Source organism: Pseudomonas sp. Irchel s3a12 (assembly GCF_900187485.1).
GTDB lineage: Bacteria > Pseudomonadota > Gammaproteobacteria > Pseudomonadales > Pseudomonadaceae > Aquipseudomonas > Aquipseudomonas neuropathica.
The window spans coordinates 546,286-559,581 of sequence record NZ_FYDN01000001.1 but is presented as its reverse complement, the minus strand read 5'-3'; the positions used below and the strand labels follow the sequence as shown (position 1 = coordinate 559,581).

12 protein-coding genes are annotated in these 13,296 nt (G+C 57.3%); 6 read left to right on the top strand and 6 right to left on the bottom strand.

Annotated features, from left to right (window positions below; all coding sequences use genetic code 11):
* Positions 1-48: 48 nt before the first annotated feature.
* Positions 49-480 carry a hypothetical protein gene (locus CKW14_RS02625; protein ID WP_095047954.1) on the top strand — a complete coding sequence of 144 codons (432 nt, stop codon included), beginning with the start codon at positions 49-51 and terminating at the stop codon, positions 478-480.
* Between the two features lie 77 nt (positions 481-557).
* Here the strand turns inward: CKW14_RS02625 and CKW14_RS02620 are convergent, their stop codons facing one another.
* The gene (locus CKW14_RS02620) at positions 558-842 is read right to left on the bottom strand and encodes a hypothetical protein (RefSeq protein WP_095124568.1); all 285 of its coding nucleotides are present in this window, start codon (positions 840-842) and stop codon (positions 558-560) included.
* A 579-nt stretch (positions 843-1,421) separates the two neighbouring features.
* Between CKW14_RS02620 and CKW14_RS02615 the strand changes: the two genes are divergently transcribed.
* Entirely contained in the window at positions 1,422-1,715 is a 294-nt protein-coding gene (locus tag CKW14_RS02615) for a fructose-bisphosphate aldolase (RefSeq protein ID WP_095124567.1), read from the top strand.
* A gap of 121 nt (positions 1,716-1,836) precedes the next feature.
* On the opposite strand, the gene CKW14_RS02610 is transcribed toward CKW14_RS02615, so the two are convergent.
* The 5 genes from CKW14_RS02610 to CKW14_RS02590 all read right to left on the bottom strand — a co-directional run bounded on the left by CKW14_RS02610 (position 1,837) and on the right by CKW14_RS02590 (position 8,948).
* Complete coding sequence (locus CKW14_RS02610) at positions 1,837-2,955, bottom strand: hypothetical protein (RefSeq protein ID WP_095124566.1); 1,119 nt, start codon at positions 2,953-2,955, stop codon at positions 1,837-1,839.
* A gap of 305 nt (positions 2,956-3,260) precedes the next feature.
* Positions 3,261-3,809 (bottom strand): cupin domain-containing protein, encoded by a 549-nt coding sequence (locus CKW14_RS02605; protein ID WP_007950154.1) that lies wholly within the window; start codon positions 3,807-3,809, stop codon positions 3,261-3,263.
* Between the two features lie 654 nt (positions 3,810-4,463).
* Positions 4,464-5,747 carry an FAD-binding oxidoreductase gene (locus CKW14_RS02600; protein WP_095124565.1) on the bottom strand — a complete coding sequence of 428 codons (1,284 nt, stop codon included), beginning with the start codon at positions 5,745-5,747 and terminating at the stop codon, positions 4,464-4,466.
* A gap of 49 nt (positions 5,748-5,796) precedes the next feature.
* Positions 5,797-7,287, bottom strand: coding sequence for an aldehyde dehydrogenase (locus tag CKW14_RS02595; RefSeq protein WP_095124564.1), 1,491 nt, complete (start codon positions 7,285-7,287; stop codon positions 5,797-5,799).
* A gap of 284 nt (positions 7,288-7,571) precedes the next feature.
* A complete protein-coding gene (locus CKW14_RS02590) occupies positions 7,572-8,948 on the bottom strand; it encodes a glutamine synthetase family protein (RefSeq protein ID WP_007918694.1) in 1,377 nt (458 codons plus the stop codon).
* 282 nt (positions 8,949-9,230) lie between these two features.
* Between CKW14_RS02590 and CKW14_RS02585 the strand changes: the two genes are divergently transcribed.
* The 4 genes from CKW14_RS02585 (at position 9,231) to CKW14_RS02570 (ending at position 13,207) form a co-directional block, all read left to right on the top strand.
* On the top strand, positions 9,231-9,992 hold the full coding sequence (locus CKW14_RS02585) for a gamma-glutamyl-gamma-aminobutyrate hydrolase family protein (protein ID WP_095124563.1): 762 nt from the start codon (positions 9,231-9,233) through the stop codon (positions 9,990-9,992).
* Positions 9,993-10,281: 289 nt separating this feature from the next.
* Positions 10,282-11,424: an ABC transporter ATP-binding protein gene (locus tag CKW14_RS02580; RefSeq protein ID WP_007919249.1), complete on the top strand. Its 1,143-nt coding sequence runs from the start codon at positions 10,282-10,284 to the stop codon at positions 11,422-11,424.
* A 29-nt stretch (positions 11,425-11,453) separates the two neighbouring features.
* A complete protein-coding gene (locus CKW14_RS02575; protein ID WP_371857722.1) occupies positions 11,454-12,335 on the top strand; it encodes an ABC transporter permease subunit in 882 nt (293 codons plus the stop codon).
* Entirely contained in the window at positions 12,332-13,207 is an 876-nt protein-coding gene (locus CKW14_RS02570) for an ABC transporter permease subunit (RefSeq protein WP_095124561.1), read from the top strand. The genes CKW14_RS02575 and CKW14_RS02570 overlap by 4 nt, the downstream gene beginning before the upstream one ends.
* Positions 13,208-13,296: the final 89 nt, after the last annotated feature.

Below are 13,296 nucleotides of genomic sequence, written 5' to 3'. Positions count from 1 at the left end.
AGCGCCAAATCACCGATCAGACACGGCGCCATTGAAGAGGAAACCCCGATGAACATTCGCTTCCTGCTTCTGATCGCCACCTTCGCCATCATCCCCACCTGCGTCATGGCCGAAGGCTGCGACGTCCAGACCCAATCCTCCAGCGCCTCGGTACCAGCGGTGGAAACCCACAGTTGCTATGAATACGAAGGCATGCCCGTCAACTCCATCGACTGGTCGTGCAGCAACGAAAGCAAAGACATGCTCAACAGCACAAAAACCAAGGTTGAACATTGCGCCGATCACTACCAGGCCACGTGTATCGCCACGATCACCCAGGAATCCCTGGCCAACCCGCACTCAACCAGCAAAGACAAAAACGCCAAAGCCCTAAACATCCCCGACAACGCACAAGTGACCACGTATTACTACGACGTGGAACATTTGGCGCAGGCGCGGATTGATTGTGAGAATGGCGGCGGGCATTGGAAAACGAAGTAAACGACTGATATCCACGCTTGCGACAGACAAAGAAAAGCCCGGCTTAAAAAACCGGGCTTTTTAGTGCGCGATTTCCGTTAACCACCGCCATTACCACCACTGCTGCTACCGGACGGTTGACCCGCAGGGCTGGGTTTGGAGGCAGAAGGCACCGGCCCATTGTCGGTCTTGCCACCATCACCACCCTTGGGCAGCGAATCGGCATCCGGGTCGGCATTGGTGGCTGGAGACGCCGGTTCACGAGTCTGGCTGTTGCCGTCGTTCGCTGTCGGAGTCGGCGTTTCGCCAGCCGCGATCGCGTACAGCGAACTGCCGGACAGCAACGCCGCGAGGGTTAACACCGCAATTTTATGGTTCAGCATGGTGGCTCTTCCTTTGCGTGGTGAGTTACAGCATTGGAAGAAGGTGTGTGGCGAACGTGCGGTGTGTCGGACGAATGGTTATCGCCCAAAAGGCTCGCGCAATTTCGACGTCTGAAAACTTCGTAGGAAAACACCCCGTGTGGCGAGAGAGCTTGCTCCCGCTGGGCTGCGAAGCTGCGCCAAAACCGGATAGTCCGTTTCTCTCAGATATACCGCACGCCCCGGATTACGACGGATGTGTCGTCGAGCGGGAGCAAGCGCCCTCGCCACGGGTACGGATTTTACGTCCTACAGGTTGGTTGTGGCTGGTGAAATTGATGCCTAGAGTGGGGTTGTCGCTGAGCAAATTCAGCACCAGGGTTTCGCAGCCCTGACGATACGTGTAGTAACCTAGCGCCCCCTAAAAGCGGTGGCGGTCGCACTAGCGCCCTAAATCCGCTCAATGGTGGCTGTGTGTGGGAGACCTTCGGGTCTGCCGGGTTCCTCGTATCCTCGGTCTGCGAACCCGCACATGGCTACCACCCTTCGACTCGCAGCGAATGGCAGTAGCTTCTCTCCCAGGTACGAGGAAGCTTACTTATGACAAGTGATAAACCGCTTCACCACTACGCAAAAATGTCCCACCCCGCCACCGACCCCCCCGTCCTCCTCATCGACACCAACGCCCCACTACGCGACCTCCACGCCTGCGCCGCCGAACGCCTCAACGCCGTCCTCAAATACCTCGACCTCATGGCCTGCATCCGCCTCCCCGACCATGCCGAGCAGGACATAAACACCGTGACCAACATCGCCAGGATTATGGTGCTGGATGTGAGTGATGTGTTTCGGGTGATTGAGCAGCGGGGGTTTGATGCAGATCTAATGACGTAAGAAACAAGAATAAAAAACGCACATGAGTGCTATCTAGAATGACTCTAATTTCTCAAGGGCTGCATTAACCGCACTTGCGCGTTAAAAACAGCCCTTGGAAATTTCCAACTCCGAAAAACTGTTACGGCTTCTCTTGCTTTTTCAGGATCAGCTCCACAATTTTTACCAACTCTGGCGATGTTCCCTCAACCGAAAAGTCTGCAGCTCCAGACTGTAATAGTGATTTGTGAAACCCATTAACTGTATCATCACTCAACTTCGACTTACTGAGGGCCACATAAGTCTTAATTGCAGTCAATTTCGCATATGCTTCACTTTCAAGATTCAGATTAGTCATCATCAGCTTTAGGATAACTCTTAGCACCCATACACCTACGGACCCCAAAAGAACGGCAAGAGCAACAAGATAATGATCTGGCAGAGTAATGTTCAAAAAATCAACTTTCTCAACCTTATCTGATGAATAAGTCATATGAAGGAGGACACCTAACAAGGAAACCACCGACACTATCAAAACACCAGCCCCTCCTGAAAACATCAACGCCCTGAACCGGTGATGCTTTCTTTTTTCATCCCAAAACCTTACAGGCTCATTTGAGATAACGCTATCGGTAACTGTACTTGCATAATTTTCTATTTCTTCGACAGCGGCGATTTTAGCATTTTCCGCAGTCTCACGAATCAACTTAACCTTCGCATCCCCATCCTCTTTAATTGCCTTGAGATACATATCAGATTGATCGTTTACAGACTTTTGGTAATTATTCAACTCGGAAAATGTTGACTCCTTGGTTGATTTTATTTCATCTGCCAGACTACTCTTCCAACTTTTATAAAAGTCTTCCAAAGCGACAGCTGAGGCACTCATCGATGACCTATAAACGAATAGACCCATTTTGAGTGCTTCGCCACTTACTACTGCGGACTTAAAGTCGCCAGACAAAACCTCATCAAAACAAGGCAATCTTCGAGTCACATTAGCCTCTTTAATCCTGTGGCCAAGAACCTTTAGACTGCCGTTGGCTGCATCCAGATCCTCCCTGATCCTATGCAAGTCGTGTAAGTACTCAACAATCTCTGGAACATCAGCCTGCGCGACACCACCACCAGGATAAGCACGAGAAGTTACGTCTTTCCAAAAATCAATTTCATTAATCAACCAATCTGCGACAGGTTCCTTTGACTCTGTAAAAAGCGCCATGTCTAACGCTACAAAATCTTTTATAAAACTCCCTTTCATACATGACCTCAACCATTCCATTAATTAGATAAAACTTAATCAGGCTACAACCTAAACGCTCGACTAGCATTCGAAACCCGTTAACACCAGGCAAAAATGCGTAGCTGCCAAATGCTAAAACCGGCGAAAACGTCAAGACTCATTCAACACACGCTAGATCCGCCGAACCGAATGATGGCACAAAAACATCACCTGAAAAACACCCTAGCGAATTAGAGACACAAAAATAAAAGGCACAAAAAAACCGCATTGTCTGCGGTTTTTCTCGGTATCAGCTGTTCCGAATGTCGAACAAAATCCTCATTTCAAAAATTCGCCGGCGTATTCGCACTAATTATCTCAGCCTCATCCGCCCCGATATTCCGAAACTTATGCGGCAACGTCGTCGGAAAGTAATACCCATCCCCCGCATTCAACACACTCACCGACCCATCCACGGTCAACTCAACCGTGCCCCGCGTCACCAACCCGCACTCCTCGCCCTCAGCATGCACAATCGGCTCTTCCCCCGAACTCGCGCCCGGTGCGTATTGCTCACGCAGCAGGCGCATCTGACGACTCGGTACGGAGGCGCCGATCAACAGCAGGCGCAGGCCGTGGCGGCCGAGGTCGGGTTGTTCGTTGGCGCGGAAGACGTATTGGTGTTCGCGCGGGGGTTGGTCGAAGGTGAAGAAGTCGGCCAGGGACATCGGGATGCCTTCGAGCAGCTTTTTCAGTGAGCTGACGGAGGGGCTGACGCGATTCTGTTCGATCAGGGAGATGGTGGCATTGGTCACGCCGCTACGCCGGGCCAGCTCGCGCTGGGAGAGTTTGTAGCTTTCGCGTACTAGTTTGAGTCGAGAACCCGTATCCATGACTGCCTTATGTGAGTAGTACTTAGGCTCTGCGCGAAAACTGCCTGCGCGACGATCATGCTGCGTTAAAAACAGGCTCGGAATGCTCATGTAGGGCCCTACACTCCGCTTCCTCGCCTGTTTTTTGCCTTGCCTGATCGCCGCTCGGCGGTTCTCGCGCAGACCCACGGGTAATGGGGGTGGGTGGCGGGTGCCGCGCGAGGGGCGCGGATCACGTTGCTCCCGTGTCCCGGAACCGTGAAAGGCGGCTATTAAATCACGTTTGCCGGTGTTGCTCAGCAGGTTCGATGGACGGAGGGGTAAAAGTCCTTCTTGCCTTGGTAATACAGTCCTGTAGGAGTGAGCCTGCTCGCGATTCGGTGGCACATTCAACATTATTTTTGACTGGATGGCCGCCTTCGCGAGCAAGCTCGCTCCCACAGGTTTTTTGGTGTTTCTGTGGGAGGGATGGTGGCTGGACTGGCCTCATCGCGAGCAGGCTCACTCCTACAATTTGATCTTTGGCATTTCAGCAGGATTGATTTTGCCTTTGCTGGCCTCTTCGCGAGCAGGCTCGCTCCCACAGTTGGACATCTGGGTGTCAGTGACATCGGTGGTGTTGCTGCAGCATTAAAAAACCGGCGGGGTCTTGGGGGCCGCCGCCGGGGAGGTAACTTAGATGCCGAAACGGTCGCGCAGTGAGTAGTAGACAGCACCGAGGGCGGTCAGTGGCGCGGAGAAGGTGCGGCCGCCGAGCATTGGCATGTGCGGCAAGGACGCGAAAGCGTCGAAACGTTCGGCGTCGCCACGGATCATTTCCGAGATCAGTTTGCCGGCCAGGTGCGAGCAGGTGACGCCGTGGCCGCTGTAGCCTTGCATGTAGTAGGCGTTTTTCTCGATGCGGCCGAATTGCGGCATGCGTGACATGGTCAGCAGGAAGTTGCCGGTCCAGCGGTAGTCGATCTTGACGTCTTTGAGCTGCGGGAAGGTCTTGAGGATCTTCGGGCGGATCAGTTGTTCGATGTCGTCCGGTTCCCGCGCGCCGTAAACCACACCGCCGCCGTAAAGCAGACGGTTGTCGGCGGTGAGGCGGTAGTAATCCAGCAGATAGTTACAGTCTTCGACGCAGTAGTTGTTGGTGATCAGGCTGCGCGCCTGCTTTTCGGTCAACGGCTCGGTGACGACGATCTGCGAACCGCACGGCATGCTTTTCGCGGTCACGCGGTTGTCGAGACCTTGCGGCAGATAAGCGTTGCCGGCGATCAGCAGGTACTTGGCGCGGACCTGGCCTTTGGCGGTGCGCACGACGTTAGGCTCGCCGTATTTGATTTCTACAGCCGCTGATTGCTCGTAAATCTTGCCGCCCAAACGCGTGATCGCAGCCGCTTCACCGAGCGCCAGATTCAGCGGATGCACGTGGCCGCCCTGCATATCGAGCAGACCACCGACGTAAGCATCGGAGCCGACTTCACGACGAATATCAGCCGCGTCGAGCATCTTCAGATTGCGGTTGCCATAACGCTCCCAGCCGCGCTTCTGCTCGGCCAGACCGTTGAGTTGTTTCTTGTTCATCGCTGCGAAGATACCGCCCGGGCGGTAGTCGCATTGGATGTCGTATTCCTTGATGCGCGAACGGATGATGTCGGCGCCTTCGAAGATCATGCTGCCGAGGATTTCTGCGGTCTTGTCGCCGTAGCGCTCTTCGATCACGTCGACGTCGCGGCTGTAGGAGTTGACCAGTTGACCGCCGTTGCGACCGCTGGCGCCGTAGCCGACTTTCGCCGCTTCCAGCACCGTCACTTTGTAGCCGGCTTCGGTGAGGAACAGCGCCGAAGATAGGCCGGTGTAGCCGGCGCCGATGATGCAGACATCGCACTCGACCGACTCTTCCAGAACCGGAAAGTCGATGACTTCATTGCGAGTGGCGGCGTAGTAGCTGTTTACGTGTTGTTGTTTCATACGTTTCTCCGATGGCCGCCAGACGCTGGCGACCGCCGCTGTAAAAGAATTAGAGCTTGATCCAGGTCGCTTTCAGCTCGGTGTACTTGTCGAACGCGTGCAGCGATTTATCGCGACCGTTGCCCGACTGCTTGAAACCACCGAACGGTGCGGTCATGTCGCCGCCGTCGTACTGGTTGACCCAGACGCTGCCGGCACGCAGGCCACGGGCGAAGGTGTGCGCCTTGCTCAGGTTGCTGGTCCACACGCCGGCGGCGAGGCCGAAGATGCTGTCGTTGGCGATCCGCAGCGCTTCTTCGGCGGTGTCGAAGGTGATCAGCGACAGCACTGGGCCGAAGATTTCTTCCTGGGCGATGGTCATCGCGTTGGTCACGCCGTCGAACAGCGCCGGTTGCACATAGAGGCCGCCAGTTTCTTCAAGGGTGCGTTGACCGCCAGCAATCAGCTCGGCGCCCTGCTCGCGACCGATGCTGATGTAGCGCAGCACGTTGTCGAGTTGACGCTGATCGACCACGGCACCGACGGTGGTGGCAGGATCCAGTGAATGACCCGGTTTCCACGCTTGCAGCGCTTCCACCAACAGCGGAATGAACTGCTCGCGGATCGAACGCTCGACCAGCAAGCGCGAACCGGCGGTGCACACTTCGCCCTGGTTGAAGGCAATGGCGCCGGCCGCTGCTTGTGCTGCCGCACGCAAGTCCGGTGCGTCGGCAAACACCACGTTCGGGCTCTTGCCCCCGGCTTCGAGCCAGACGCGTTTCATGTTGCTTTGCCCGGCATAAATCATCAGTTGCTTGGCAATCGCCGTCGAGCCAGTGAAGGCCAGCACGTCGACGTCCATGTGCAACGCCAGCGCCTTGCCGACAGTGTGGCCGAAGCCTGGCAGCACGTTGAACACGCCTTTCGGAATGCCGGCATCCAGCGCCAACTGCGCGATGCGGATTGCGGTCAGTGGCGATTTTTCCGAAGGTTTGAGAATGAACGAGTTGCCTGCTGCCAGTGCCGGCGCGAACTTCCAACTGGCCATGATCAGCGGGAAGTTCCACGGCACGATCGCCGCAACGACGCCCGACGGCTCGCGAGTGACGAGGCCGAGTTGGTCGTGGGGTGTGGCGGCGACTTCGTCGTAGATCTTGTCGATGGCTTCGGCGCTCCAGCGGATCGCGTTGGCGGTCGCCGGGATGTCGATACTCATCGAATCGCTGATCGGTTTACCCATGTCGAGGGTTTCCAGCAGCGCCAGCTCTTCCTGGTTCTGCAGGATCAGATCGGCGAAGCGAATCAGGATGCGCTTGCGCTCGGCCGGGGCTTTTTTCGCCCACACGCCGGATTCAAAAGACTGACGCGCGACTTCAACGGCGAGGTTGGCGTCGGCTTCATCGGTGCTGGCCACGGAGGCGAGGTAACGCCCGTCGACGGGGCTCAGGCATTCAAACGTGTCGCCACTGATGGCCGGGCGGTATTCACCGTTGATGAACGCGCGGGCTTCGATGGTCAGGGACTGGAAGCGTTGTTCCCAGTCGTTGCGGGTCGTTGTCATTGTTGTGGCTCGACAAGGGGGGGATTGGGGGTGTCGGGGTGTTGTGTCTGGTTTGAGATGGCTGCCCTCACCCTAGCCCTCTCCCGGGGGTAGAGGGGACCGACCGAGTTGTCTTGGGAGATACACCGACCTGAACGACCGAGTCGAATATAGATTCGGCAAAAATCGTTCAGGTCGGCGGATTCCCCGAGCATCCCCGAATCAGTCCCCTCTCCCTCCGGGCGGTCCGACGTTTCGGGAGGGTTAGGGTGAGGGGCTCTTCAGCTTTTGAGGGCCTCAGCCAATCACACCGTATGCAGATACCAGTTGTACTCAAGGTCAGAAATCGAGTTCTCAAACTCGGCCAGCTCACTTTCCTTGCACGCAACAAACACGTCGATGTACATCGGGTCGATGTAGCGGGCCATGACTTCGCTGTCGTCCAGTTCGCGCAGTGCGTCGCGCAGGTTGTTCGGCAGGCTCTGTTCGTTCTGCTCGTAGCTGTTGCCTTCCACCGGGGCGCCCGGCTCGATCTGATTGGTCAAACCGTGGTGAATACCGGCCAGCACCGACGCCATCAGCAGGTACGGGTTGGCATCGGCACCGGCGACGCGATGCTCGATACGCACAGCGTCGGCCGAACCGGTTGGCACACGAACCGCAACGGTGCGGTTATCGATACCCCAACTCGGCGAGTTCGGTACGTAGAACTGCGCGCCGAAGCGGCGGTACGAGTTGACGTTCGGGCAGAGGAACGCCATTTGCGCAGGCAGGGTCTCCAGCACACCGCCGATCGCGTGGCGCAGCGCGGCGTTCTGCTCGGGATCCTCGCTGGCAAAGATGTTGTTGCCCTCTTTGTCCAGGATCGAAATGTGCACGTGCAGACCATTGCCCGCCTGGCCCGGATACGGCTTGGCCATGAAGGTGGTGTCCATCTCATGGTCGTAGGCGATGTTCTTCACCAGACGCTTGAGCAGGACGGCGTAGTCGCACGCCTTGATCGGGTCGGAGACGTGATGCAGGTTGACTTCGAACTGCGCCGGGGCGCTTTCCTTGACGATCGCGTCAGCCGGGATGCCCTGCTCTTTCGCGCCTTCGAGGATGTCTTGCAGGCAATCGACGTATTCGTCGAGGTCGTCGATCAGGTACACCTGAGTCGACACCGGACGCTTGCCGGACACCGGCGAACGTGGCGATTGCGGACGACCGTTCACGTTGTCCTGGTCGATCAGATAGAACTCGAGTTCGAATGCCGCGCAGATGGTCAGGCCGAGGTCGTCGAATTTGCGCACGACGTTGGCCAGCACTTCACGCGGGTCGGCGAAGAACGGCTGGCCTTCGATCTCGTGCATGGTCATTAGAAGTTGTGCGGTTGGGCGCTTCTGCCACGGCTCGATACTCAGGGTGCCGGGGATCGGGTAGCAGATGCGGTCAGCGTCGCCGATATCCAGACCCAGACCGGTGCTTTCCACCGTGGAGCCGTTGATGTCGAGCGCGAAAAGCGAGGCCGGCAGGTTGATGCCTTTCTCGTAAACCTTATGAAGACTGGTGCGTTCGATACGCTTGCCGCGCACCACACCGTTCATATCCGCAATCAGAAGGTCGACGTACAAAACCTCAGGATATTTCTTAAGGAATGCGTTTGCTTCGTTGAGTTGAACGGTACGCAGAGGGACCGACATGATGCACCTATTTAGCTGTTAATTATTATGTTCACTGCTGTTTCGCCGAGCCAGTCAACCCGAACGGCAAAGTGAAGTCAATAGCGAACAGATGGCCGTTCAGGGTTTATTTTTCGGGCTTTTTTTAACACCTGCGTGCCAATACAGGCGCCACAGCCCCGAGAATCATGAAGATTTGATGAACGGCGTTTAGAATTTTTTACATGGCAGTTGTTAATTAAAATCAACGAGGCTAAGCTCCGGAAAAGCTCGTTCAAGTGTCAAACTTCGAGGTGAATAAAAATGGCATTCAAGCCATTGATCGGCGTTACTGCCTGCGTCAAACAGATTGGCCTGCACCCCTATCACGTCAGCGGCGACAAGTACGTACGTGCTGTCAGCGTTGGCGCTAACGGGCTGCCAGTGGTCATTCCTTCCCTTGGCAAGCTGACTGAAATCGAAGACCTGCTCGGTCAACTCGACGGTCTGCTGCTGACCGGCTCGCCCTCGAACGTGGAGCCCTTCCACTATCAAGGCCCGGCCAGCGAACCCGGCACGGATCATGATCCGGCGCGGGATGCCACCACCCTTCCTTTATTACGTGCAGCCATCGCGGCGGGCGTTCCGGTGCTCGGCATTTGCCGGGGCTTCCAGGAAATGAACGTGGCGTTCGGCGGTAGCCTGCATCAGAAGGTGCATGAGCTGCCAGGCATGCTTGATCACCGTGAAGCCGACAGCCCTGATGTGGCCGTGCAATACGCGCCGGCTCACGCGGTGACCGTGCTTGCTGGCGGCGTGTTCGAGGCGCTGGGATTGCCCGGCGAGTTCCAGGTCAACTCGATTCACAGCCAGGGCATTGATCGCCTCGCTCCCGGCTTGCGTGCCGAAGCGGTGGCGCCGGACGGCTTGATCGAGGCGATCTCGGTCGAGCACAGCCCGACCTTCGCCCTCGGCGTGCAATGGCACCCGGAATGGCAAGTGCTCGATAACCCGAACTACCTGAAGATTTTCCAGGCATTCGGCGCGGCTTGTCGGCAACGGGCGGCGCGGCGCAACCAGCGCTGACACACCCCAAAGGTCACAACGATTTACTGCCCCCACGGACGTCGGGTGTGCCTTTGCGCATCCGTCATTCGTGAACAACAACACCCGTAATAACAACAAGTACGACCCAGGCAGCCAGGACGGCGGCGCCGAACAAGCCAGGACAACCCACTGAAAATGTGGCCCCTGTAGGAGCTGCCGAAGGCTGCTCCTACAGGGATATGTGTGAGGGGGATGGTTGTTCCTGGCTTGCAATCCACTTAAGCCCGGCCACATTGGCCCGGCGAACGAAACCTGTTGGGAGTTTCACATGGCAAACGCCTCCAGCACTTACAGGAAGGCACTTGAAGGTCATCAGCAACCGAAAAAGGTGCTGGTGAAAGTCGATCGTGTCACCAAGAAGTTCGACGAAACCGTGGCAGTGGACGATGTGTCCCTGGAGATCCATCAGGGCGAAATCTTCGCCCTGCTCGGCGGCTCCGGTTCGGGCAAATCGACCCTGCTGCGCATGCTCGCCGGTTTCGAGCGGCCGACCGAAGGGCGGATTCTGCTCGACGGCGTGGACATCACTGACATGCCGCCGTACGAGCGGCCGATCAACATGATGTTCCAGTCCTACGCGCTGTTCCCACACATGACCGTCGCGCAGAACATCGCCTTCGGCCTCAAGCAGGACCGTTTGCCGGCCAGTGAAATCGATGCCCGTGTCGATGAAATGCTGCGTCTGGTGCATATGACTCAATACGCCAAACGCCGTCCGCACCAGTTGTCCGGCGGGCAGCGTCAGCGCGTCGCCCTCGCCCGCTCGCTGGCCAAGCGTCCGAAGCTGTTGCTGCTCGACGAGCCAATGGGTGCGCTGGACAAAAAGCTGCGTTCGCAGATGCAACTGGAACTGGTGCAGATCATCGAACGCGTCGGCGTGACCTGCGTGATGGTGACCCACGACCAGGAAGAGGCCATGACCATGGCTGAGCGCATCGCGATCATGCACCTGGGCTGGATCGCGCAAATCGGCAGCCCCGTCGACATCTACGAAGCCCCGGTCAGCCGCATGGTCTGCGAATTCATCGGCAACGTGAACGCCTTCGATGGCACCGTGGTGGAAGACCTTGAAGGTCACGCGATCATCCACAGCCCGGACTTGCAGCAGAAGATCTACGTCGGTCACGGCGTCAGCACCTCGGTGCAGGACAAGTCGGTCACCTACGCGATCCGTCCGGAAAAAATGCTCGTCAGCACCACCCAACCCGAGTTCCGCTACAACTGGTCCGAAGGCAAGGTGCATGACATCGCCTACCTCGGCGGTCACTCGGTGTTCTACGTCGAATTGCCCGGCGGCAAAATCGTCCAGTCGTTCATGGCCAACGCCGAACGCCGTGGCGCGCGCCCGACCTGGGACGACAAGGTCTACGTCTGGTGGGAAGACGACAGCGGCGTGGTACTGCGCTCATGAAAACCTTCAATCAGCAATTCCTGCGCCTGGTGCCCAGCGGGCGAAAACTGGTGATCGGCATTCCGTTCATCTGGCTGTTCCTGTTCTTCATGTTGCCGTTCTTCCTGGTGATGAAGATCAGTTTCTCGGAAGCCGCGCTGTCGATCCCGCCGTACTCGGAGATCTACACCTACGCCGAACAGAAATTCCAGCTGATGCTCAACATCGGCAACTACACCATGCTCGGCGAAGACGAGCTGTACCTGTCGGCCTATCTCGGCTCGCTGAAAGTCGCAGCGCTGAGCACGCTGATGTGTCTGCTGATCGGTTTCCCGATGGCCTACGCGATCACCAAGACCGGCAAGGAAACGCAAAACGTCCTGCTGCTGTTGATCATGATGCCGACCTGGACCGCGATCCTGATCCGCGTTTACGCATGGATGGGCATCCTCAGCAACAACGGTTTGCTCAACGGGTTTCTGATGTGGACGGGGCTCACCGACCACCCGATCGAGATCCTCAACACCAACACGGCCGTGTATATCGGCGTGGTCTACGCCTACCTGCCGTTCATGGTGTTGCCGCTGTACGCCAACCTGGTGAAGCACGACGGCAGCTTGCTGGAAGCCGCGCAGGACCTGGGTTCGAGCAACTTCAACAACTTCTGGAAAATCACCGTGCCGCTGGCCAAGAACGGGATTATTGCAGGCTGCATGCTGGTGTTCATTCCGGTGGTCGGTGAGTTCGTGATTCCCGAACTGTTGGGTGGCCCGGAGACCCTGATGATCGGTCGCGTGCTGTGGCAAGAGTTCTTCAATAACCGCGACTGGCCGGTGGCGTCTGCGCTGGCGGTGGTGATGCTGTTGATCCTGATTGTGCCGATTCTGCTGTTCAACCGCAGCCAGGCCAAAGAGATGGAGGCACGGGGATGAAACGCTTCGGTTTTTCCAAGTTCATGCTGATCTTCGGCCTGATGTTCATTTATCTGCCGATGCTGATTCTGGTGATCTACTCGTTCAACGCCTCGAAACTGGTGACGGTATGGGGCGGCTGGTCGGTGAAGTGGTACGTCGGCCTGCTCGACAACACGCAACTGATGGGCTCGGTGGTGCGCTCGCTGGAAATCGCCTGCTACACCGCGATTGCTGCCGTGGCGCTGGGCACCCTGGCCGCTTTCGTGCTGACCCGCGTCACGCGCTTCAAGGGTCGCACGCTGTTCGGTGGTCTGGTCACCGCGCCGTTGGTGATGCCTGAAGTGATCACCGGTCTGTCGCTGTTGCTGCTGTTCGTGGCCATGGCGCAGTTGATCGGCTGGCCGCAGGAGCGTGGCATCGTCACGATCTGGATCGCCCACACCACGTTTTGTGCCGCTTATGTCGCGGTGGTAGTCTCCGCGCGCTTGCGGGAACTGGATCTGTCGATCGAAGAAGCGGCGATGGATCTCGGCGCGAAACCGTTCAAGGTGTTTTTCCTGATCACCATTCCAATGATCGCGCCGTCGCTGGCGGCGGGCGGCATGATGTCGTTCGCCTTGTCGCTGGATGACCTGGTGTTGGCGAGCTTCGTTTCCGGCCCGGGTTCGACCACGTTGCCGATGGAAGTGTTCTCGGCGGTGCGTCTGGGCGTGAAGCCTGAGATCAACGCCGTGGCCAGCCTGATTCTGCTGGCGGTGTCGCTGGTGACCTTCCTGGTCTGGTACTTCGGCCGCAAGGCAGAAGCCAACCGCAAGCGGGCAATTCAGGAAGCGATGGATCAGACGGCGAATGAGTCGTGGCAGCAACCGCAACAAGCCGTCACCGCATAACCCTGTAGGAGCTGCGGCACGCTGCGATCTTCTGATCTTGATGTGAAAGATCAAAAGATCGCAGCCTCGTTTCACTCGACAGCTCCTAC